The 24,157-nt window shown below is 50.7% G+C and carries 16 protein-coding genes; 8 read left to right on the forward strand and 8 right to left on the reverse strand.

Features of this window, described 5'->3' with window-relative positions; translation table 11 throughout:
* Nucleotide 1: 1 nt before the first annotated feature.
* Nucleotides 2-604, reverse strand: coding sequence for a histidine phosphatase family protein (locus tag ASG33_RS18210; protein ID WP_056288349.1), 603 nt, complete (start codon nt 602-604; stop codon nt 2-4).
* A 160-nt stretch (nt 605-764) separates the two neighbouring features.
* On the opposite strand from ASG33_RS18210, the gene ASG33_RS18215 reads away from it, so the two are divergent.
* A complete protein-coding gene (locus tag ASG33_RS18215; RefSeq protein WP_056288350.1) occupies nt 765-1,865 on the forward strand; it encodes a polysaccharide pyruvyl transferase family protein in 1,101 nt (366 codons plus the stop codon).
* Nucleotides 1,849-3,237: a Coenzyme F420 hydrogenase/dehydrogenase, beta subunit C-terminal domain gene (locus ASG33_RS18220; RefSeq protein ID WP_200942803.1), complete on the forward strand. Its 1,389-nt coding sequence runs from the start codon at nt 1,849-1,851 to the stop codon at nt 3,235-3,237. Before ASG33_RS18215 ends, ASG33_RS18220 begins: the two co-directional genes overlap by 17 nt.
* Here the strand turns inward: ASG33_RS18220 and ASG33_RS18225 are convergent.
* From ASG33_RS18225 to ASG33_RS18235, 3 genes are read right to left on the reverse strand one after another with little or no spacing between them, the layout of a single operon-like run.
* Nucleotides 3,203-4,144, reverse strand: coding sequence for a glycosyltransferase family 9 protein (locus ASG33_RS18225; RefSeq protein ID WP_056288353.1), 942 nt, complete (start codon nt 4,142-4,144; stop codon nt 3,203-3,205). The two genes, ASG33_RS18220 and ASG33_RS18225, sit on opposite strands and share 35 nt — an antisense overlap.
* Nucleotides 4,145-4,162: 18 nt before the next feature.
* Nucleotides 4,163-5,047 carry a glycosyl hydrolase gene (locus ASG33_RS18230; protein ID WP_056288356.1) on the reverse strand — a complete coding sequence of 295 codons (885 nt, stop codon included), beginning with the start codon at nt 5,045-5,047 and terminating at the stop codon, nt 4,163-4,165.
* A 2-nt stretch (nt 5,048-5,049) separates the two neighbouring features.
* The gene (locus tag ASG33_RS18235; protein WP_056288358.1) at nt 5,050-5,805 is read right to left on the reverse strand and encodes a TIGR04290 family methyltransferase; all 756 of its coding nucleotides are present in this window, start codon (nt 5,803-5,805) and stop codon (nt 5,050-5,052) included.
* Nucleotides 5,806-6,250: 445 nt separating this feature from the next.
* Between ASG33_RS18235 and ASG33_RS18240 the strand changes: the two genes are divergently transcribed.
* The 5 genes from ASG33_RS18240 (at nt 6,251) to ASG33_RS18260 (ending at nt 15,537) form a co-directional block, all read left to right on the forward strand.
* A complete protein-coding gene (locus ASG33_RS18240; protein ID WP_056288361.1) occupies nt 6,251-9,304 on the forward strand; it encodes a TonB-dependent receptor in 3,054 nt (1,017 codons plus the stop codon).
* An 11-nt stretch (nt 9,305-9,315) separates the two neighbouring features.
* A complete protein-coding gene (locus tag ASG33_RS18245; protein ID WP_056288364.1) occupies nt 9,316-10,701 on the forward strand; it encodes a RagB/SusD family nutrient uptake outer membrane protein in 1,386 nt (461 codons plus the stop codon).
* Nucleotides 10,702-10,736: 35 nt separating this feature from the next.
* The gene (locus ASG33_RS18250; RefSeq protein WP_056288367.1) at nt 10,737-12,224 is read left to right on the forward strand and encodes a S10 family peptidase; all 1,488 of its coding nucleotides are present in this window, start codon (nt 10,737-10,739) and stop codon (nt 12,222-12,224) included.
* Between the two features lie 54 nt (nt 12,225-12,278).
* Complete coding sequence (locus ASG33_RS18255) at nt 12,279-13,868, forward strand: S10 family peptidase (RefSeq protein WP_056288369.1); 1,590 nt, start codon at nt 12,279-12,281, stop codon at nt 13,866-13,868.
* Between the two features lie 121 nt (nt 13,869-13,989).
* Nucleotides 13,990-15,537 carry an amidohydrolase family protein gene (locus tag ASG33_RS18260; protein WP_229238723.1) on the forward strand — a complete coding sequence of 516 codons (1,548 nt, stop codon included), beginning with the start codon at nt 13,990-13,992 and terminating at the stop codon, nt 15,535-15,537.
* 158 nt (nt 15,538-15,695) lie between these two features.
* Here ASG33_RS18260 and ASG33_RS18265 read toward each other — a convergent pair whose 3' ends face one another.
* Nucleotides 15,696-16,577: an AraC family transcriptional regulator gene (locus ASG33_RS18265; protein ID WP_056288374.1), complete on the reverse strand. Its 882-nt coding sequence runs from the start codon at nt 16,575-16,577 to the stop codon at nt 15,696-15,698.
* A 276-nt stretch (nt 16,578-16,853) separates the two neighbouring features.
* Nucleotides 16,854-18,065 carry a proline dehydrogenase family protein gene (locus ASG33_RS18270; protein ID WP_056288377.1) on the reverse strand — a complete coding sequence of 404 codons (1,212 nt, stop codon included), beginning with the start codon at nt 18,063-18,065 and terminating at the stop codon, nt 16,854-16,856.
* A 217-nt stretch (nt 18,066-18,282) separates the two neighbouring features.
* On the opposite strand from ASG33_RS18270, the gene pruA reads away from it, so the two are divergent.
* Nucleotides 18,283-19,908, forward strand: a complete 1,626-nt coding sequence (gene pruA, locus ASG33_RS18275) for an L-glutamate gamma-semialdehyde dehydrogenase (protein ID WP_056288380.1) — start codon at nt 18,283-18,285, stop codon at nt 19,906-19,908.
* Nucleotides 19,909-19,997: 89 nt separating this feature from the next.
* On the opposite strand, the gene ASG33_RS18280 is transcribed toward pruA, so the two are convergent.
* Both ASG33_RS18280 and ASG33_RS18285 read right to left on the reverse strand, forming a co-directional pair.
* Nucleotides 19,998-22,562: a TonB-dependent receptor gene (locus ASG33_RS18280; protein ID WP_056288382.1), complete on the reverse strand. Its 2,565-nt coding sequence runs from the start codon at nt 22,560-22,562 to the stop codon at nt 19,998-20,000.
* A 276-nt stretch (nt 22,563-22,838) separates the two neighbouring features.
* Nucleotides 22,839-24,092, reverse strand: coding sequence for a hypothetical protein (locus ASG33_RS18285; RefSeq protein ID WP_056288385.1), 1,254 nt, complete (start codon nt 24,090-24,092; stop codon nt 22,839-22,841).
* Nucleotides 24,093-24,157 lie beyond the last annotated feature (65 nt).

The raw sequence follows: 24,157 nt of genomic DNA on the forward strand, positions 1-24,157 counted from the left end.
ATCAGAACGCCAGCTCACCCGTATAATTCACCAGCTTGATGCCGGCGTAATCAGCACCAACTTCGATGATACTCACCGAAGCGGGACTCACTTCAATGCGCTGGAAAAGATCAAGATGCACGCCGGTGTAATAAGCGATGGTAGCTTTGATCATATCCGAGTGGCTCACAATGGCGACCGTTTCGCCCGGGTGCCGGCGACAAAGTTTTTCAATCCCTCCTACCATTCGCGCCTGTGCTTCGAGCATGGTTTCGCCGCCGGGAATGCGCGTGCCGCTCCTGAATGTGTTGAAATGCCGGAATTCCGGGAGGGCGTCGAGCTCGGCAAATGTAGCATTGGTCCATTCCCCGAAGTTGATCTCGAGGAAATCTTCCTGGCTGACTGGTTGCAGGTTATGCGGCCTGGCAACGAACGTGGCCGTTTCAGTCGTGCGTTCCAGCGGACTGGTGTAAATGGCGTGGATCGTCACGCCGGTGAGCTGCTTTGCAAGCCTTTCAGCTTCGGCGCGTCCTGCTTCATTTAAAGATACCTGTGGTGTTCGGCCGGACAATCGCTTTCCCACCGAGTCGGTAGTCGCGTGCCGGATCAGAAGAAATCGGGTCATGTAAATCGTTGATTACTGTTTACGCAAGTTGTCAGAATGCCAATGCAAGTACTTTGGCATTCTTTTTACATAAAAATTGAAGATTATTGACGCAGCTCAAAAATCGTGCGAAAAGGAGCTTTATAACTGCACTTTCCTAAAATAACTGTCCTTATACCGAATGAGTGTTTTAAAAACCGGAGTACTGACTTTTCACCGTTGTATTAATTATGGTAGCTACTGGCAGGCGCGCTGCCTGGCAGAAGGTTTACAATCACGCGGACACAGTTCCACGATCCTCGACCACGACTCCCGGCGGGTCAATATGGCGGAATGGAAATGTGCATTACAGCCTACATTACCTACCCATGTTCCTGAATCCGACCACCCGGTTTACCGCCAGAAAGTAGAGCGATTTTTCGAAATTTTCGAGTCACTCCCGCTTTCTCCCCGCTTTGAGCTGGACCGTCCGGAAGAGATGGAAGACTACGATGTGGTAGTGGTAGGAAGCGACGAGGTGTGGAATCTGTACCATCCTTGGTATGGACGTAACCCGCTATTTTACGGAGAAGGCGTGAAAGCCAAACACCTGATTTCTTATGCGGCCAGCTATGGTAACTACCCTGCTTCGGAAGGATTGGAAGAAAGCTGGGCACAGCGGCTGCGTAATTTCGAAAGCATTGCGGTAAGGGATGAAAATTCACAAACGATCGTCAAGAATGCGCTTGGATTCGAGCCTGTGATCGTTTTGGATCCTTGTCTCCAGTTCCCGATCATCCCTGATCCACGCGAAAGTGCGTATTGGGAAAAACCTTATATCGCCGTTTACGGACACAACTTTTCTGATTCTTATATCTCCAAAATCAAAGCATATGCCGAATCCAGCAAGCTGCCGCTGATCAGCATTGGTTACCGTAACGACTGGGCAGACGAACAATGGATTACAGCTGACCCGCACGATTTTGCGCATTTCATGGCGAAAGCCGAAGCTGTGGCGACCAACTTTTTCCACGGCTGCGTGTTCGCGATCCGGAATGAGCGGCCGTTTGTGACGGAAGTTACCTCCTATCGCAGCTTCAAAGTGCAGGGCCTGCTGGGCACGCTGGGGGCAGATAAGCATTTGATCAATGAAAATACAGATTCTGCAATCGTAAGTCAGCTGCTTTCTCAGCCACTTGATCAGGCAGTTTTCGAGAATATTATACGGCTCCGTCAGGTTTCGGATCATTACCTTGACGAGGCGATTAGCCTTAAACAACTCACGCATGAACCAACTCCTTAGCCCCGGCGAGATCATTGATGCAGGTTTATGCATTGGATGTGGCAGCTGCGTGGCGCAGGCAGGATCAGGCGACATCCGAATGCAGTTTGACGAATTCTGTCAGCTCAAACCGGCTGGTCCGCAATATTGGCTGCACCAGGATTCAGAAACATTTACGCGTACCTGCCCCTTTTCACGCGGCGCGGCTGATGAAGATCAAATTGCTGCGGAACAGTTTGGTACACAGCAAGAAAAGCACCCGCTCCTGGGTGTAGTTGAGTCTGCTTACGTGGGGCACGTGGCTGAAAAGGAGTTTCGAGTTCTTGGTAGCTCTGGCGGGATGGTCAGTTGGGTCGCGACCGAGCTGCTGCGGCTGGGGCTGATCGACGGAGTAGCGCACGTTGTCACAGAGACAGATCCGCAGACTAATGGAAGGTATTTTCACTATCGTATATCCACAACCGAGACAGAGATCCTCGAAGGTGCCAAGTCGCGCTACCACCCGATCGAAATGTCGGGGATACTGGATTTGATTCGTGAAAAGCCCGGTAACTATGCGGTAGTCGGCATTCCCTGTTTTATCAAGGCTGTGCATCTGCTCCGCCGGGAAGATCCTGTTTTTCGTGAGCGGATCAAGTTTACATTGGGATTGTTTTGCGGTCACATGAAAAGCGCGCGGTTTGTGGAGAGCTTTGCATGGCAAATGCATGTTCCGTCAACCGACATTTCCCGTGTGGATTACCGGCGTAAAGATCCGACCCGGCCAGCCAATCTGTACACCGCCGAGCTGACAATGAACAATGGAGAATCAACGTACAAAGACTGGTGGCACCTGGCAGACGGAGACTGGGGTGCAGGTTTTTTCATGAACCACGCTTGTAACTTCTGCGACGATGTAGTAGCTGAAACCGCCGATATCGCATTCGGTGATGCCTGGGTAGAACCTTATTCGTCAGACGGACGCGGCACTAACGTGGTGATTGTCAGAAACGAGCTGATTTCAGGTTTGGTGAAAGAGGCAGTGGCGGCAGGCCGCCTGCAGCTTGAATCGGTCGACGGGGATTTCGTGGCGCAAACGCAGGCAGCTGGATTCCGTCAGCGCCGCGAGGGACTTTCTTACCGGCTTACCTGGGCGGCCGGACGCTCCAAAACGCGCAAACGCGTGAAGCCGGACGCAGCCACTCCGACTTTCCAGCGAAAGCTGATCTACCGGACCCGGTACTATATTTCACTCTGGAGCCACCGCATTTTCCGCCGCGCAAGATTGCAGCATGAACCCGAAATTTATCTCAGATGGGCGCGCATGGCCGCTGCCGTGTACCACGGACTCGCATATCATCAGGGAAAATTCAGTGAGATCAGGAAACGGTATCTGCAATTGAACGGCCGCTGAGCTTTTCCAGCTCGGCGGTCACTTTCTTTATCACAGGCTCCCATTCGCCTGCCGTTTCCTGACGGAAGTTCCGCATGGTAGGGTACCAGGGACTATCTTCCCGGTCTTTCATCCAGCGCCAGTCTGCCTGCGCGTGCAGCAGGTTCCATACGGGTACTCCCAATGCGCCGGCAAGATGTACCGGCATTGAATCCACAGAAATCACCAGATCCAAACCTTTCAGCGCCTCTGCATAATCAGGAAGGTCGAATGCGCCGGGGTAGATCCCGTAACCTTCCTCCCAGCCCGACGCGGCTGCTTCTGCCTGCATGATGAAAATAGTCAGGCCGGGTACGCGGAACAATGTCTTCAATAATTCAAAAGGCACGTCGCGGCGCGCATCCCACCCGCCCGATTTCCAGACCAGCCCCACTGCCAGATTACCTTCGGTATGTGGCAAATAGTGCGGTTGTACGAAGATATAAGGCACTTCACGAGGGATCGTGTCGAGGGTAGAACGGAAAATATGCTGGCATTCCATAATCTCGATATCCACATCATAGGCTACCTCGGGTGTACCATCGTGAAGCTGCAGCAGCTTGTCGATGCCTGCAACGTTTTGGAGCAAAGGAATGAGTGCGGGCTGCACCCAAATAATTACTTCACTTGCGATTTGCCTGATCAAAGGCGCATAGCGGATAAACTGGATGGTATCACCGAGACCGTGGTAGCAGCGGACAAGCACACGCTTGTCCGCCAGCGATCCGCCCTGCCAGATATGTTGAAAGTGACGGGGTAAATGGTGCTCTGACTTTCCAGCCCTGGCCTTTAAACCCTCATCACTGATTTTCCAGACTGCTTCGAATTCGCCATTGAGCATGAGCTCAAACCACTTTTCAGCAGCATTTGACTGTACTTCTTCACTCATATCCAACACATTTTCGGCTCAGGCATATCTGCGCATCATTTCTACGCAGAAGGCTGCAAATTCTTCGATATTCTTCGGCGCACTGGTATGGTGCGGCGCAATGCCCTTTTCTTCCGGTGTAAAGCAGAATGTCACTGTAAGATCAAACTCTTCCAGCGCTTTCATCATCTTATCAAACCAGATATGTGCATCAGGCCGCAGCCAGTCAGCCCAGCTCAGGCCGGTGCGGAGCTTTTTCACCCCAAGCTTGCGAAGCCAGTGCACCGCGGATTCCAGGCGCTCATCATTGAAGTGAAACCATTGACAGATCCCGAACTCAGGTGTAAAATCAGAAAAGTGCTTTAATGCCAGCTTGGGTGTACCATCCTCGCGGATCAGTCCCATATAAAAGTGGCGGTAGTAGGAAGAACCCTCTGCCTCACGGTGGCGCGTAGTTGCTCCCCACGCCATTGGCAGGTCAAACAGGCTGTACCAGTGAACGCGTTCCACTCTTCCGGACAGCAGCTCTGCCGTTCTTCTCAACCCGAATTCCTGCACTTCCTCGGCGCCAAAAGTAGATATCCCCACCTCGGTAACCCAGACAGGCTTGTTAGTCACCGCTTCAATCTCCGCAATTTTTTCAGGCCATTGATTCAGCTGCCAGTGGTTCCAATCGAGCGGAAAACCGTGTACAGCCACGCGGTCAATATCGGTCAGTGCGCCATACTGATCCAGTTTTTGTATAAATGTAGCATCAATGGGAGAAATGCCGCCCATCACCCTGAGAATCCCCGGATTCTCAGCTTTTACTGCCTGAGCGGCCAATTTGACCATCTCAGAAAAAATGCGCCAATCTCCATCAATCTCAAAATCCCAATGCGACTTATTGTTCGGTTCGTTCCAGAATTTAACTGCTTCTATCATGGTTATTTTTTCGTTTGTCGGCTTGGGTAAACGGCGCGTGGCTGGTTGTCGGCCAGCTCTGCCCGGCGGCAGATATATACTTCCGGTTCAGGATGTGCGGTAATCTCGAATCCCGCACTGCGCAGCATTGCTTCTGCTCCTGCTCGGTTGGGGATCCACCAGTTCGTAGGATCGTGTGAGTAGTTCTTTTCGATAAAATACATCTGCGGGAAATTCGGAGACATGAACATATCCGTCTCGCTAAACTCGTAGTCCACATTCAAAGGCTCTACCACATCTCCCCCGCGCTGCATGGATTGGAAGATCAGTATATCTCCAACCACATTGTCGTACAGCAGGTCCAGTGCCAGAAGCGGGTGGCGCAGGTGATATAGTACGCCCATGAAAATAACCACGTCGAACTTCTCTCCCAGTTCCGCTACCTCATATACGGACATGTTACGAAACTCGATATCAAAGCCGAGTGTCTCAGCTGCAAAGCGACCCTGAGCAAGGTAACGTTCGTCCGAATCAATGGCCACCACTCTCTCGGCTCCGCGCTTTTTCATTTCGATGGAATAGAATCCGGCATTGCAGCCAATGTCCAGCACGGATTTGCCCGTCAGGTCTGCGGGGATCGCTTTGGAGAAATTCTGGTACTTGAAGCTGGGATAGTCTCCCAGGAAGTGGTCGGGCGCAGTTTTCACGCCATGCAGATCAATGTTATGAAACCATTTGCCAAGTTTCAGGACATTTTCCTGTATCTGTTCTGTCGTCATTCAGTAAAGAAAAGTTGAAAGGTGTAATATGCGCATTCCTCGATTGGGAAGGCAACATTAGTTAGTCGGCAGTACGCACAAATTATGTGCCAGCAACTAACGGTCATGACTATGGCTCCAACACAGGAACCCGGCTGATGCGGATGATCAACAGCAAACGCAACACCTGAATAATACAAATTCTATCCGCAGCAACTCACCAAATAAAAAATCTTCAAATTACCCGTTCATAGCGCATTGAATTATTTTATCTATATATATCAAAATTTAATAGCGCAATAAAAGGCAGTTCCAGAATTTTAGAAATTTAACTTCCTGCTGTTTTTACCAAAATTATCGCATGATAAATAGATATTGGTAATAACCATACAGTGCCCTGCAACGGGCTGAAATGTCATTTTTCTTTTTGGTTAATTTATTGAGGTAAACAAAAACTAGAAAGAATATGAGAGCTAAATTACTATGGTTATTGCTGCTGTTTTGTGTGGTCCGCGCCGCGCAGGCACAGACCGTCCCGATCTCCGGCGTGGTTGTAGCAAAGGAGGATAATCTGCCCATGCCGGGCGTCACTATCCGCGTCGCAGGCACCTCTTCGGGTACGCAAACGGATGTAGACGGTAAGTTCAAAATTGACGTAGCACCCAACGCGCGGCTTGTTGCATCATTTATCGGGTACACGACAATTGAAGTACCTGTTACCTCCCAAACTTCTTATAAAATAGAGCTGGTAGCGGAAGCAAAAGCATTGCAGGAGCTGGTTGTGGTGGGTTATGGTGAGCAGAACAGGCGCACGGTCACCGGCGCTATCTCCACCGTTTCCGCAGAACAGATCAAGAACGTACCAAGTCCGAGCCCCGACCAGCTGCTTCAGGGAAGAAGCCCGGGTGTGCAGGTGAGCGCAGGCTCAGGGGAGCCGGGAACGAGCGTGATGGTGCGTGTGCGCGGGGCAACTTCCATCAATGCAAGCTCAGAGCCACTTTATGTAATCGACGGTGTGCCGATCGTCTCGCAAAACCTGGCGAGAACTTCATTCGGACAACCCACCAACCCGCTCGCCGACCTGAACCCTTCCGATATTGAATCCATGGAAATCCTGAAAGATGCTTCCGCCACGGCGATTTACGGAGCGCGGGCTGCAAACGGGGTGATTCTGATTACAACCAAAAGAGGAAAATCTGGTAAGCCAAAAATATCCATCTCGTCTTACGCAGGTACTTCCAAAGCATGGAGGGACCCGAATGAACTGCGTGTGGACGGGCCTACTTTCGAGCGGCTGCAAAATGAAGCTTCTGCCAACAACTGGGTCGATACTTACGGCTCCATTACTGCGCCCAACCCTGCCGGTGCCACTTACAAGCCACAATACGCCAATCCTGACGCGGCTGTGAACACCAACTGGCTGGACCCGATCATGCAGAGCGGCGCCCTTTACAATATTGACGCGTCTATTTCAGGCGGGAATGAGCGGGTGAAGTACCTGGTCTCGGCCAATACTTTCAATCAGGAAGGAATTATGAAGCCTACCAAATTTGACCGCAAAACTTTCAGGGTTAACCTTGACTTTTCCGCCTCCGACGCGATCAAATTCGGTACGAGCATTTTTTATTCAAACAGCAAACGAAACCGCATTCAGAATGGGAACAATACTACTTCTGCATTAGCCAATGCATTCTTTTACCCGAGCAATGTACCTGTTTACAATGCGGACGGGACATACAACAGACCGGTTTGGGAAAACCCGATCGCGATTGTCAACGAAATGGACTACATGATGAACACCGACAGGATCATCGGGAATGTGTTCGGCGACTGGGAAATTGCGAGCGGACTGGTGTTCCGCACCAACTGGAGTATTGACAACAACTATATCTCGGAAAACAATTATTCAAACACCAACCTGATCGCCGGTGCAGCTGTGGGCGGCACCGCTACGAACAGTGTTGTTCGGGATTTCAACTGGATCAACGAAAACGTACTGACCTATCAGTTCAAACTGGCGGGCGACCACAGCTTCAATTTACTGCTGGGTAACACGCTGCAAAAGAACGTCAACAATGCGACTTCGGCGACGGGCAGCGGCTTTCCAAGCAACGAGTTCAAAACCATCGCTTCGGCGGCAGTTAAAAACTCCACTGCTGACCAGACAGCCTGGGGTATCGCCTCCTTTTTTGGCCGGGTCAATTACGATTTTCAAAAGAAATACCTTTTCACAGGTAACATCCGCTATGACGGATCATCGCGCTTTGGTGCAAACAACCGCTGGGGAATGTTCCCCTCGGCTTCCGTGGGCTGGGCTGTATCGGAAGAGGAATTCCTGAAAGACGTGAAAGCGATTTCAGAACTGAAGTTGAGAGCTAGCTACGGGGTGACAGGTAACCAGAGCGGGATCGGAAACTTTGCTTCGCTTGGTTTATGGGGCGGACAAAGAGGCGGCTTGCGTGGCGGCGGCGGGGTAACTCCTGGCTCCGGCGGTGCGGCGGCTTACGGCGATTATCCTGGCTTCAACTCCATTCAGCTGGCTAATCCAGACCTGAAATGGGAAACCACGGCACAGTTTGACATCGGAATGGACCTCGGCCTTTTTCAGGACAAGCTGAATGTAACGCTTGATTATTACAACAAGCAAACCAAGGATATGCTGCTCGAAGTACCTGTGCCGCGCTCAACCGGGTACAGCACATTGATCCAGAATTATGGTGAGATGGAAAACAAAGGTTTTGAGCTGGGTATTAATGCTTCGGCAGTTCAGAGCGAAGACTTCACCTGGGACATCGCATTCAATATCTCACGTAATAAAAACCTCGTAAAAAAACTGGCTGCACCGATCAGTGCATTTACGAGAGATTATATCCGCATTGAAGAAGGTTACCCGCTCTTTTCTTTCTACGTACACGAGCAGCTGGGTGTTGACGAGCAAAACGGGAATATCATCTGGAATACCGGCAGCGACGAGGTTTTCAATGTAAATACCGACCGGTTTATCCTGGATAAAAGCGCGTGGCCTGACTTCCAGGGAGGATTGACGAACACATTCAAGTACAAAGCTTTCGATCTGATGGCATTCTTCCAGTACAGCTACGGAAATTATGTGTTCAACTACAACCGCTTCTTCTTCGAGCATGGCGGCGAGCGCACCACGGGTTACAGCTCACAGCAGCTCGACCGCTGGCAAAATCCGGGCGACAAGACGGACATTCCACGCATGTCGCACAGCAACTATGACACCAACTTCCGTCCGTCACGCCACGTGGAAGATGCTTCTTACCTCCGTTTGAAAAATGTAAACCTCGGGTTTACGGTACCAAAATCATTCAGTTCCAAGATCGGTATCAGCAGCGCCCGCATTTACGTGGCCTCACAAAACCTGCTCACTTTCACCAAATACACGGGCCTTGATCCCGAAGTGTCGGTAAGTCCATCCGAAACCGTGCAAGGTGTAGACCAGGGCGTTATGCCGCAGCCACGTGTATTCATGGGCGGAATCAACTTAACCTTTTAATCAACGATACGATGAAAAAGATACTGACAGCATTATTATTGATCACGGGGGTTTCTGCCTGCAATGTACTCGACATCGAGCCGCTTTCGCAGATCAGCAGCAGCCAGGCGTTTTCCAGTCTCAACAGCGCCGAGGGTGTGGTAAACGGGATGTACAACAATTTACAAACCGTTTACATGTGGCGCGTGCAGGTGATCAGCGACGTTGCTTCCGATATGTCTCAGCAGGTAGATACCTGGGATGCATTGATTTCGGCTGACGAGTTCAACTTTAGTGCTGACAATTCGGAAGTGGAAGATTTGTACACCTCACTTTACCGCTGCGTGGACATTGCCAATTCCGTCATTACCGGAGTACCCGAAATGACCGTCGCACAAACCAGCAAGGACGATTTAATTGGACAGGCCCACTTTGTACGCGGCCTCGCCTACTTCGATCTTGCGCGCTTTTTCGGCGGTATTCCAAATGTGTACGGGACAGAAGGCGTGGTGATCAAGCTGACTCCGTCAATAGGTATCACCGAAGCTGACTTCGCGCCGCGCAATACGTTGCGTGAAACTTACGACCAGGTAGAGAAAGATCTGCTGGAAGCGATTGCGAAGCTGCCCGAAACGCGGTCTTCCACGATCCTCAGCAAAGCAAAAGCCACAAAAGGGGCAGCCCGGGCACTTTTGGCGAGGTACTATCTGTACAACAAGCAATGGGACAAGGCCGAGCAATATGCCACGGAGGCAATCGCGAACCAGGCATTAAGTACTCCGTTTGAAACCATATTCCGGTCCAGGAACACGGCTGAATCGCTTTTTGAACTTCAATTCAATGCGACCGACGGAGCCGGATTGAGAAACTGGTACTTCCCTTCAAGCCTGAGCGGAAGAGGCGGCACTGCGCTGCACGACGAAATGTACGCGGCCATCATCGCCGACCCGGCTGATACGCGCGCCGCATTGACAGCCAAGAATACAACTGCCAATGTTTTTTACACCACCAAATGGAGCACTGCCCAGAATGCAGACAATGTACAGGTGCTTCGTCTCGCCGAGCAATACCTGATCCGGGCTGAAGCCCGCGCTGAACTTGGCAAGCTGCCAGGCGCAGCCGAAGATCTGAATGCGGTAAGAAAGCGGGCAGGCGTGGCGCCAAGTGCTGCTGGTACCAAGGATGCATTGATTACGGCGGTACTGAATGAGCGGAAGCTGGAATTTGTGGGAGAAGGTATGCGCTGGTTTGACGTGATCCGCCGCGGGCTTGCCCTCACTGAGTTTGGCGCTGTCAAAAGGTCAAAAGGAAGTCTTCCTTCATACAGTATCAAAGTGGCCGGAAAGCAGGTTTTGCCCATTCCTTCGGCTGAGATACGCACCAACACCAATGTCGTTCAGAACGAAGTATACCGCTAATTCCAACCTTTTATCCTAATATAAATTTCTGCCGTATGAAAAAAATCCTAACCATTTGGATGCTCGCAACTTTTGCTGTTTCCTCCACGTGGGCGCAAAACCGGACGATCAAGTTTGATACCGATGTAGTCACCAAAGATCAGGTCACTATCAAAGGTCAGAAAGTTTCATATACCGCCACGGCGGGCAACCAGCCCGTTTGGGACGAAAACGGAAAGGCGATCGCCAGTTTGTTTTATGTGTATTACGAACGTACCGATGTGACCGATCGCACCAAACGCCCGCTCGTGATCTCCTTCAATGGCGGCCCCGGCGCGGCATCGTGCTGGATGCACCTTGGCTACACCGGCCCGAAGCGACTGCTGATCGACGATGAAGGTTACCCGGTACAGCCCTACGGGATCCAGGACAATCCGAATTCCATTCTCGACGTGGCTGATATCGTGTATGTAGAGCCGGTGAATACAGGGTTTTCAAGAGCAGCGAACGATTCCATCCCGAAATCGAAGTTTTTCGGGGTGAATGCGGATATCAAATACCTGGCCGAGTGGATCAACAACTTTGTCACACGGAAAAACAAATGGAGCTCCGCGAAGTACCTGATCGGGGAAAGCTATGGCACCACAAGGGTTTCGGGACTCGCCCTGGAACTGCAAAATTCTCACTGGATGTATTTGAATGGCGTGGTACTGGTATCACCGACCTCCCTGGGCATTGAACGGGGAGGGCCGGTAGCCGCCGCCAACCTCCTGCCCTATTATGCCGCTACTGCCTGGCACCACAAAGTGCTCGCGCCTGATCTTCAAAATAAAGACCTGACGGACATGCTCCCGGAAGTCGAGAAGTTTACCATCAATGAACTTATCCCGGCGATTACCAAAGGCGGGTTTCTGGAACCGGAAAAAAGAAAAGCAGTAGCCGCCAAAGTGGCCAAATACGCAGGTATCTCGGAAAAAGTGGTGCTGGAACACAACCTGATGATCCCTACCGGCTTTTTCTGGAAAGAACTGCTGCGTGACAAAGGCTACAACATCGGCCGCCTGGATTCACGGTACATGGGTATTGACAGGGAAACTGCGGGCGAGAGACCTGACTATTCTGCTGAAAATACTTCCTGGCAGCATTCATTCACGCCGGCGATCAACTATTACCTGCGTGAAGTACTCCGATACAAAACCGACCTGAAATATTTCGTGGCCGGACAAACGCGCCCGTGGGACAGAGAAGGCACCAACATTGACAAAACAGGTGAAAACCTGCGCCAGGCTGTGGCTCAGAATCCTTACCTGCATGTAATGGTACAGTCGGGCTACTACGATGGCGCCTGCGACTACTTCAATGCGAAATTCAATATGTGGCAAATGGACAAGAGCGGAAAGTTGCAGGACCGGTTCAGCTGGAAGGGTTACCGGAGCGGGCACATGATGTACCTGAGAAGCGAAGACCTTGTTACCTCCAACGAGGATGTAAGGGAATTTATCAAAAAGACAACCCCGAAAGCGGACCAGGCGGCCAAATACTAGTCGGCACCTCGTTCAACTCCATTCAATCTGTCATTCATTTTTACAAAACATACCATGAAGCAAATATTCGTACTTGCTGTACTTGCCCTGACCACCGTTTCCCCATTGACCGCGCAAAGGCCAACCGCCCCTGCCCCGAGGCCTGAAACCAAGCAGGAGGACAAGCCCAAAGCGGACCCGAAAGCCAAGGCGGAACCACCCATTTCTCCATTGCCCAAACCGGTAAAGCTCCTGCTCGACTCGGCGACCACGCTTAACCAGTCGGTGTCGATCAAAGGTGTGAAGGTACCTTACAATGTAACCGTGGGAACCCAGCCGGTGTGGGACGAAGCGGGCAAAGCAATCGGCGGCGTTTTTTACACTTATTATGAAAGATCGGATATCAAAGACCGGGCAACGCGGCCACTGGTGATCTCGTTCAATGGCGGCCCGGGTACTGCTTCGGTGTGGATGCACCTGGCTTACACGGGACCAAAGCTGCTGAGCATCGACAGCGAAGGTTACCCTGTGCAGCCTTATACAGTGAAGGAAAATCCCAATTCGATTCTGGATATCGCCGACATCGTTTACATTGATCCGATCAACACCGGCTATTCACGCCCGGCTGACAAGGATGTGCCCAAATCCAAATTTTTCGGGACCAATGTAGATATCAAATACCTGGCTGACTGGCTCAATACATTCGTGAGCCGCCGCAACCGCTGGCTTTCGCCTAAATACCTGATCGGGGAAAGTTACGGTACCAACCGCGTGTCGGGGCTGGCGCTTGAACTACAGAATGCCAACTGGATGTACCTGAATGGCGTGATCCTGGTATCCCCAACCAATCTCGGGATTGACAGGAAAGGCCCGGTAGGCGACGCGAACATGCTTCCTTACTATGCGGCTACGGCCTGGCACCACAAGGTACTTGCGTCCGACCTGCAACAGAAAGACCTGGTTCAGATGCTGCCGGAAGTGGAGCAGTTTACGACATTCGAGCTGATTCCCGCACTTGCAATGGGCGGTACCCTTGAACCTGCGAAAAGAAAAGAAATCGCGGGCAAGATCGCGCGGTACTCGGGCTTGTCGGAAAAAGTGGTACTGGAACATAACCTGGTTATTCCTGCGCAGTTTTTCTGGAAAGAGCTGCTCCGTGACAAAGGACGGACTGTCGGCCGCCTCGACTCGCGCTACCTGGGTATTGACAGTGAGGATGCCGGTGAAAAGCCCGACTACGCACCAGAGCTGACTTCTTGGCTGCATTCATTTACGCCCCCTATCAACTACTATTTCCGCGAGGTACTTAATTACAAGACGGACCTGAAATATTATATGTTCGGACCGGTGCACCCTTGGTCGCGGACGGGAGATGATACCGACAAAACAGGCGAAAACCTGCGCCAGGCTATGGCCCAAAACCCATACCTGCATTTGCTGGTACAATCGGGCTACTACGATGGCGCCTGCGATTACTTCAATGCACAAAACAACATGTGGCAAATGGATCCGAGCGGTAAGCTTAAATCGCGCATGGACTGGAAGGGATACCGGAGCGGTCACATGATGTACCTGCGGCAGGAAGACCTTGTATCTGCCAATAACGACCTCCGTGATTTCATCAAAAAAGCGACGCCGAAACGCGGCCAGCCTGCCAAATACTGACAGTCAATAATATGCAAAGGAGCCCGCACCAACAGCGGGCTTCTTTGGCTTTGAACAACTTAACCCCATTGCTATGATGCGTTTTTTAACAAAATGGAGTTTCGCCATCGCTGCGGCTGCCATGCAATTGAATGCATTCGGACAGGCTGCTACCATGAAGGCGCCGGAAGTGAAGGAAGGCGACGGGCCGCACAGCCAGCTGGTTATCCGGGGTGCCACGCTGATCAACAGTACCCTCGCTCCTCCTACTGGTCCGGTAGATATTGTGGTGGAGAAAAACAGGATTGTGAGCATTACAACAGTCGGTGTAACCGGCCAGCCTGTTGACGCCAAGCGCCGCCCCGTGTTGAAGCCCGGAGGCAAAGAATTACAGGCGGAAGGAATGTACCTGATGCCCGGCTTTATCGATACCCACGCGCACATTGGGGGCGGCAGCAAAAATGCGCATGCCGAGTATGTTTTTAAACTCTGGATGGCGCACGGCGTAACCACCATTGCCGAGCCGGGCAGCATGAACGGTCGTGAATGGACTTTGGAAGAAAAAGATAAAAGTGCCAAAAACCTGATCACAGCGCCCAGGATCAAAGCGTACTCGCGGTTTGGTTTGGGAAGCAACACACCTATCTCCACGCCCGAACAAGCGCGCGCCTGGGTACAAGCCAATGCAAAGGCAGGTTCGGACGGTATCAAGTTTTTTGGCGCAGCCCCTGAAATCATGAAAGCCGCGATTGATGAAAACAAGAAGCTCGGTCTCCGCTCGATGATGCACCACTCGCAAACCGACGTGGGAAGGTGGAATGCATTGAACAGCGCGCGCGCCGGCCTGAACTCTATGGAACACTGGTATGGGCTGCCCGAAGCGCTCTTTGCAGACCGGACGGTCCAGAACTATTCGCTCGATTATAACTATACCAACGAACAGGACCGGTTTGGAGAAGCAGGTACGCTCTGGAAACAGGCAGCGCCGCCGTTTTCGGAAAAATGGAATGCAGTGATGAACGAGATGATCGCATTGAATTTTACATTGTCCCCTACCCTGAATATCTATGAGGCAAACCGCGACTTAATGCGCGCAAGAAGGGCGGAGTGGCACGACGAGTACACCATGCCGCAACTCTGGCGGTTTTACGAGCCTAGCTGGAACTCGCACGGATCGTACTGGCATTCGTGGGGAACCGAGCAGGAAATTCAATGGAAAGAAAATTACCGTTTGTGGATGATGTTTTTGAATGAATACAAAAACCGCGGCGGCAGGGTCACTACGGGCACAGACTCGGGCTTTATTTACGAACTCTTCGGATTTTCGTTCATCCGCGAGCTTGAATTACTCCGCGAAGCCGGCTTTCACCCGCTGGAAGTGATCAAAGCTGCTACCCTCAATGGCGCTGAATCGCTTGGCATTGACCAGGACCTGGGCAGCGTGGAAGTAGGCAAGCTCGCCGACTTCGTGCTGGTGGAAGAAAACCCGCTGCAAAACTTCCAGGTACTTTACGGTACCGGCGCAATCAGGCTCATGCCCGACAATAAAGTTACCCGCGTGGGCGGCGTGCGGTACACAATCAAAGACGGTGTAATTTACGATGCCAAAAAGCTGCTCGCAGATGTCAAGAAAATGGTAGATGATGAGAAGGCCAAGACAGGAATGAAGATCGTCCAGCCTGGAAGGTAGTGGGGGTTTGGGGGTGATTTGTGGTCATTGAGTTGTTTGCTGTGCTCACAGCTATAACAATCTAATGACCACAAATGACTCCTAATGACAATCAATGACCACAAATGACCACCTAATAACCAAAATACATAACGCTAGCACATATACGCAATTGCTAATTATGCAAACTTGCGGCGGAATTCGCGTTTGTAATCGCTGGGCGACATGCCGGTTGTCTTTTTGAAAACACGGTTGAAATTAATGGCGCTATTGAAACCTGTTTTATAGGCGATCGTTGAAATGCCGTCGTAATTACCGCTGATGATCTTCTTGCAAGCCTCATTGATCCTGACCTCATTCAGGAAGTTGTTGTAGGTCTTACGGGTATGCTGCTTGAAATACTTGCAGAATGCATGCGGCGTAATGTGCGCGATCGCAGCGATTTTGTTTAATGTAATATTCTCTGCATAATTCTCTAATGTATACTGGAAAATGTCGTTCATCCGGTTTCCGTCGGATTCTGAAACAGGGTAATCGAAGAAGCCGGTCGACATTGATTTCCAGCTGTTCACCTGCAGAGAGAAGTACTGGAACAATTCAAAAAGCGACAACAGCCTTTCCAGATTGCTCTGCCCCGTAAGTGCCCGGATTACCCCGGCCACATGCGCTGCGTGTTCTTCCGGCAGCTGTAAGCCCGAGTTGCAGGAGCAGATGAACTTCTTGATGGAACTGAATTCGGCCAGCTGGAAAAAGGCGTCGGGAATACGTTCGAGATCAAAAAAGATGTGGATCGCGTGCGCACTGTCCTTCTCCATTCTCGCAAAATAAGCCGGGTTGGATTTAAAGATATGCGGCTGATTCGCAGCGATCACATAAACGTCCCCGGATTTGAAGGCTTGCGAATAGTTGCCTACAACCAATGTACCCTCTCCTTTGATAATGAGAGTGACCTGCAATTCCTTATGCCGGTGAAGGAAATTGTAAAAGTGGGGCAGCAGATCCTCTTCTACCACTACTGCGTCTTCTTTCGGGACTGGCGGAGTAAATTGAAGTACTTTCATAAACTTTCATTAAATGGGTTACAAACATTAAAGATTTAGGTATATACGAATAGTAAAATTTTAATATCAGTATTTCATGAAAATTTTGGTTTGTAACAGGCATAGTGCCTTTAAACAGAACTGTGCGGCGAATCTGTTTGGTTACGCGTAATGAAGTGTGTTTACAACCTTAATCAATATTATCATTTTTCTCCGAAGAACCTAGGGGGAGGTTAATATATGTTTATTATTAGCGAAAAATTATTAAATATTATCCACGCCGTTTTCAGGCTTTTGTCAGAACGTTGTGAACCCGCGCCTCTTCATTTCGCGGCGGAGTAATTCCACCTCGCGGCCGGTTTGTCCCGCTACCGAACTGTTCTCCTGCGCCCTCCTCAGCAAATAAGGAATAACATCGCTCACTGGCCCGTAAGGCAGGTATTTACTCGTACTGTACCCTTCTTTGGCCAGCCCGAATGTGATATTGTCGCTCATCCCATAGAGCTGCGAAAAGAACACTTTCCCATTGTTCGCAGGCAAGTGTTGTTCCCTGAGCTTTGCTGTCGTGTACAGGCTGCTGAACTCGTTGTGCGTGGCCACGATGACGGAGATTTCATTCAGGTGGTCGAGACAATATGCGAGTGCTGCATTGTAGTCCCGATCGGTTGCGCTTTTGTCGGGCTGAATAGGCGAACTTTCGTTGCGGTCGGCTGCGCGGGCTGCTTCCTTTTCCATGTAAGCGCCGCGTACGAGCTTCACACCAAGACGAAAACCCAGACTGCCTGCTGCTGCGTGACTTGCTTTGAGAAATGCAAGCCTGTCGTGCCGGTAAAGCTGAATGGTGTTGAACACGGTTACGCGCTTTTGATTGTACATCTGCATGGCGCGCATGGTAATGTAGTCGATCGTGTTCTGAATCCAGGATTCTTCCGCATCGATCAGCACGCCTACCTGTTTGTTCATCGCCACTTCGCAGATCTGGAAAATACGGTCAGTCATATTCAGCCATTCCCGGCTTTCGGATTCGGTCAGCTGCGTGGTGTCCATTGAAAAGCCGGCTGCATTCATCCTGAAAAAGGGATTGAGCTTTTCGAGCAGTCCGAAGCTTGCGAGTGCGGTTACTTTGAGGCTTACAAACGGGACATTAACTCGGGAAGAAGCATACCCGATCGCCTTGATGAACTCCCGTTTGGTAAGATCGAAATTCGCTTCACCTGTTTTTGCCTCGGCGCCATAGTCGAGGATCACATCCACCTGGTAGGCGGCCAGCTTATCCGCGACACGCCCTATCTTTTCGAGTGTTTCACCGCCTACAAACTGGTTGTAAAGCGTGTTTTTCAGGATTGGATTGACCGGCAGTTTCCATTTGATTGCGTTCAGGATAGCACTGGTACCAAGTCCCACGAGCTGGTTGAAACCCATTGCCCTGAACATCCAGAAAGCCTTTTTCAGCTCATTGTCGGACTTGTAAGCAAATGCAGGCTCTGCGTCTTCAAACATATTTTCCATCGTATTGATCAGCTTTTTCCATCAAAAATAAACGGCAGATTTTCAGATTTCCTGCAATGCCAATTTCTGATTAGAGATGGATAATTTGCGATTAAAGCGGTTTTCTGCGCCTGCTTTACCTTTGATATATATAGAACTAGTTCAATGCGCACCCACCCGGTTTTACCATTCCACCCGCGCATTGTTCAACAAATAACCAACCAGCACAACAACAGATATGGCAAACGGATTCTTCGACGCTCCCGCACTTCAAAACGAACCTGTACTCAATTATGCTCCCGGAAGCCCGGAACGGGCAAAACTGAATGAGGCAATCAAAGCAGCAAAGTCAACGGAAGCGGACATTCCAATGTATATCGGGGATAAGGAGATCAGGACTGACAAGAAAGTAGCGATCCGCCCGCCGCATGAAACCGCGCACATACTCGGCTATTACCACGAGGGTAATGAACTCCACGTAACACTCGCCATTGAAGCAGCATTGGCAGCCAAACCCAGCTGGGAAAACACGCCCTGGGAAAGCCGGGCAGCGATTTTCCTGAAAGCCGCCGACCTCATTGCAGGACCTTACCGGTACAAGATCAATGCAGCGACCATGCTGGGGCAGTCGAAAAATGCTTACCAGGCAGAAATTGATTCCGCCTGCGAGCTGATCGACTTCCTGAGGTTTAATGTGAAGTTTATGACAGAGATATACGGAATGCAGCCCGTTTCCGGCAAGGGGATCTGGAACCAGACCGAATACCGCGCGCTGGAAGGCTTTGTGTATGCACTTACCCCATTCAATTTCACTGCGATAGCAGCCAACCTGCCCGCTTCTGCGGCCATGATGGGCAATGTGGCCGTGTGGAAACCTTCGGAAAATCAGGTGTATTCGGCGGCGGTGATCATGGAAGTTTTCAGGGAAGCCGGACTGCCTGCCGGGGTGATCAACCTCATCAATGCGGACGGACCGAAGGCCGGCGAGGTGATTTTCGATCATCCCGATTTTGCAGGAATCCACTTTACAGGTTCCACCGGCGTTTTCCAGACCATCTGGAACCACATTGGCGCAAATATCAGAAAGTACAAAAGCTATCCGCGGATCGTGGGTGAAACCGGCGGGAAGGATTTTGTACTGGTACACGGGAGCGCACCTGTGGACGTGGTGGCCACCGCTTTAATCCGCGGCGCATTTGAATACCAGGGCCAGAAGTGCTCCGCCGCCTCCCGCGCCTACATTCCGGCGGCGCTTTGGCCGGCCGTCAAAGCGCGTATGCTGAGCGACCTGAAAGCGATCAGAACGGGCACAGTGGAGGATTTCGGCAATTTCATCAATGCGGTCATCTCGGAAAAAGCCTTTGACAAGATCGTCGCCTATATCGAGCAGGCCCGGAAAGATCCCGAGGCGCAGCTTATTGCAGGAGGTACCTACGACAAATCAGCAGGTTACTTCATTGATCCCACGATCATAGAGGTAACCGACCCTCATTATGTGACAATGCGGGAAGAGATATTTGGCCCGGTACTCTCTGTTTTTGTGTACGATGATTATGAAAAGATCATGGATGTGATCGATCAAACTTCCATTTACGCATTGACAGGCTCGGTGATCGCCACCAGTCGCGAAGCAATTGAGAAAGCTTCGGTGCGGCTCCGGCATGCGGCGGGTAACTTTTATATCAACGACAAACCTACGGGCGCCGTCGTGGGGCAGCAGCCTTTCGGCGGGGCTCGCGGCTCGGGTACCAATGACAAGGCCGGCTCCATTCTGAACCTGCTGCGCTGGGTTTCTGCAAGAACGATCAAGGAAACATTTGACCCTCCAAAAACATATGAATATCCCTTCTTGCAAAAGGATTGACCTGCCGTTCTAACAAACAAAAAAAACACATTTTACAGCATGGAAATCCCGGCTGTAAAATGTGTTTTTAAGCTAAAATCCTGCTCCGCTTAGAACGAGTAGCGCAGTGTTACGCCGTACGTACGCTGGTCGCCCACGATACCAGCATACTGGCCGTAGCTACCCGGCGCGGCCAGGAGCAGTTCGTAATAATCCTTATTAAGCAGGTTTCTCGCCCAGATAAAGGCAGAGATTCCGTTAGATGCCCGGAAGCCGAGGCGGCCGTTTGTCAGCGCATAACCGTCGATGTTCAGGTATTGGGAAGGCGATGGACTCGACGAGAATTTTGAGCGGTAAAATTCATCAATACCCAGGAAGTAGTTACCCTTCAATCCAAGGAAAGTACCTTTCACATTCGCTTCACCGCCTATCGATCCCGACCATTTGGAGATACCTGGCAATGCACCGCCGGAAACATCTTTAAATGCCTGCTCACCACCCACTTCTTCCAGAGGAACAGGCGCATTGGCAAATTTCACGTACTTACCGTCTGTATAAGCCACAGCTGCATTCAGGGTCAAATGCGTCCAGCGGATGTTACCGTCCAGCTCGATTCCCTGCACACGCACTTTCTCCGCATTGGCCAGGTAGCCGCGGTTTACACCTGGCTCAGGCGTTTGAACCTGTGTCTGGTAATCGCGAATATCGGAGCGGTACAATGTTAAATTCAGGATAGAGTTGGCAGTCGGCTTAGTTTTGAAACCAAGTTCTTTATGCTCCACGTGTTCCGGCTTCACATTCGCAAGATCCAGCAGAATCGCGCCGTTTGCTGTCGGCAAGCCACCTACATTCACTCCAATCGGCTTGTATCCAATAGAATAAGTTGCAAATGCATTGAACCTGGCGCTCGCTTTGTATTGGAGCGACAACTGCCCTGAGAAGTTACCCTGATCATAGTCTGTGTTAAATGATTGGTCGGAGTAAACTCCTTTTTTGAGTGCGAGCAGTGCCGCATCTGTGGTTTGCAGACCGCCGTATGCTTTGCGGTCATAATTTACCACCTTCTTGTCGTAGTTGTAACGGATACCCGGCAGCACATGCAGCTTGTCGGTAATCGCCCAGTCAACGTTGGCAAAAACTGCCATACTCGTGCTTTTGATACGATTGGTAGTACGGATTCCGAAATTATCAAACAAGCCTGGTGTTTTCCAGAGCGGACTGTTCGAGCTTTGCGCAAAGCGCCATTGCGCCGAACCTGCCTCTTCTGTTTGTACAGGATCGGAAGCCAGGTCCTGCCACAGGCCAAACAGCCCTACTACCCCGCTCAGCTTCGGAGAAATCCTGCCCGAATAGCGGATTTCCTGCGACCATTGATCGTGTTTCGAATTACCCGATGATATCGTAAATACAGGCAGCCCGATGTAGTCACGGTCATTCAATGGGGTCCATTTCCAATAACGCCATGCCGAAGTGGACGTTAATGTCCCATTTCCGATTTTGAAATCTGCATTGACTGAAACACCGCCAAGCTGGTTATCCGCTTTCGAAGGTGTATCCAGGTCCAACTTTCTTTCGAATGCGCTGTTATAAGGCAGTTGGTAGTTCAGATCCGCGATGATGGCATTGAACTGGCGGTAAGGTGCGCGTTTGGTAGGCACCACCCCGGCCACCGGCCAGCCATATCCGTTCGGCTTTTGATCGGAAACATCTCCGATGATCGTAATGTTTGTTTTTGAATTCGGCGTGTAAAGAAGCTGTCCGCGGACACCGATGTTGTTGATATCATTGATCGGCTGCTGCGTATGCACGTTGTAAAACAATCCGTTTCGCTGTGTTCCCGTGAAAGAAACGCGTGCTGCCAGTTTCTTGGAAATCGGACCTGTTACCGAAGCTTTGGCCTGAACAAACCCGAAATTTCCATAACTCAATTCAAAGCTGCCACCCGGATCAAAGCTTGCAGCTCTCGTACTGATGTTGAACGCGCCCGCAGTGGTGTTTTTTCCAAACAAAGTGCCTTGCGGACCACGCAGTACCTCAATCCGCTCGATGTCTATAAAATCCAGCGCAGTTGCGGCGGGACGCGCATAATACACGCCATCCACATAAAATCCCACGCCCGGATCAACACCGTCGTTGGTTAAACCATAGGTGGATCCTAACCCGCGAATGTTCAGGGTGGTATTCCGTGCATTGGACACGTAAAGCTGCACCGTAGGCACAAGTTCCTTCAAACGGTTCACATTGAACGCACCCGCATCCTCGGCAGTAGAACCGCGGATTACAGATATCGGGATAGGTACTTCCTGGGCTGATTCCTGACGGCGGCGCGAAGAAATGATCACATCTTCCAGGTTATCAGCTGCCGGATCCAGCTTGATCGTCACCTGCGTTTCGCTGACGAGCACTTCTTTTTTCTGGTAACCCAAAAACGATACGATCAGCGTAAATGGCAATTTCTGGCCGGTAATCAGGTCAAACTGACCATTGGCGTCTGTGGCATCCCCATTCGTAGTTCCCTTAATGGTGACCGTGGCACCAACCAGCGGCGTGTCGTTGGTCGCATCCAGGATCGTACCGCTGACAGTGGCATTGATCATGGGCTGGTCCTGCGCATTTACTAAAAACGAAACCAGAATCAAGCCGGAACTTAGAATGGTTTTAAAAAATGTCTTCATAGAGAGGTATCTGCTTATTTTTTGGTGGTGTTAAAAATAAAATGGCTAACGTCCGCGCTATTCCGGACAGGGGAACTGGGTTGACATCGGCTGCGATCGCAGGGGATAATTCGTGACACTGGTTTCAAGATTTTGTGACTGCGTGCAAAACTAAAATAAAAAGCATTAAATCTATCAATTTAATAGAGTATATTTTATTTCGAAAAAAAAACCGGTTACTGGTGACAGCAACCGGCTTTTTGAAATTGAACGCAGATCAACCTGCTCTTCTGTTGATTATTTAAATCCAAAAATGAAAGGGAAAAGGAAGGTAACAACGGCAGCCCACAATGCGTAGACCGGAAGAAATGTGACCATTATCTTTCCAACGGGCGACAACCCGGTTTCTTTCCTCCATGCATTCCAGAGATTAGCGGCCACGAAGAACAAATGAATGAGCATAAGCAGGTTAGCGCCCAGTACGGCAAGACGGTTAGGTGTAATCCCCCACTCCGATATCCGGAACAAAACGGCCGACATCGCGATCCCGTTGACCAGAATAGTAACAGCTGACAGTAAAAAGAGAATTTGTACCTGGATCTCGTTCTTCTTTCCGGCGTCGCTTCCTGAAACCGAGAAGAAGATCAGCGCCATTACTCCTATCAGCAGCGCATTGAAAAGCAACAGAAACTCCCGGTCCTGGTAGGGATTTTTACCTGAAAATACCATTGCTCCCAGATAAATGATCAGTATCACCAGCGCGATTGGACTGAACAGCCGGGCGATAAGAGGCGCTACCCGGTTGACAATGGCGGGCTGTGCCTGCGTCAGGAAAGTAGCGACAACCGGCACTGCGGCCAGTCCGCATATTACCACATAGTTGAAATAGAAATCTTCAATGCGCAATCCGATCAGTTGGAAAAGGTTGATCGTAATGGCGGTAGTAAGGCCACCGGCGATCAGGAGCAGCACCATCATCACGGCGAGCTCGCCATTATAGCGCAGAAAACCAAGCCAGTTTGCCCTGTCACGCAGCTTCCCGCCACCGAATGCAAAGCCCAGTAGCGACCACAGCAACAAAGGCAAATGGATACAAGCCAGAATGAGGGTATCCGCAGTCCGGCCGGGTGTTTCGTTCGGGAGCGCATTGATAAACACGGCAGTAGCCAATGTTAAAACAGCTAGGCCAGCGACTGTTTTAAATGAAATCCTGTTTTTCCAGGCGAAGTAGGCGATCAGGATCGGGAAAACGATAAAGCTCAGGTTGCGGGAATAAAAAAACTCCTGATCCAGGGACAGCAAACGTGGAAGCTGCGCCAGCAGTGCGGCGACGAGCGAAGCGGCTACTACAAAAACGCGCTCGCCGGGCGTTCCCCAGAAGAGTTCATCCTGGCTGAAATTCAGCCGCTGGTACCAGGTCTCCGCGAGCATATTCTCGCGCAGCTGAGGATAAAGGTCGTTAAATGCCGACTTGAAATTCGGCTTGTTGTTCCGGTACAGCTTCTCAAGTTGTCCAGGATTGTCGATGTTCAACAGGATTTGTTCGCGCATAGAAAGTTCATTTTGTCGTGTTAACCAAAGTACTTTGTAATTCAAAGTTAAATACGAAATTGATA

This window comes from Dyadobacter sp. Leaf189, from assembly GCF_001424405.1.
GTDB lineage: Bacteria > Bacteroidota > Bacteroidia > Cytophagales > Spirosomataceae > Dyadobacter.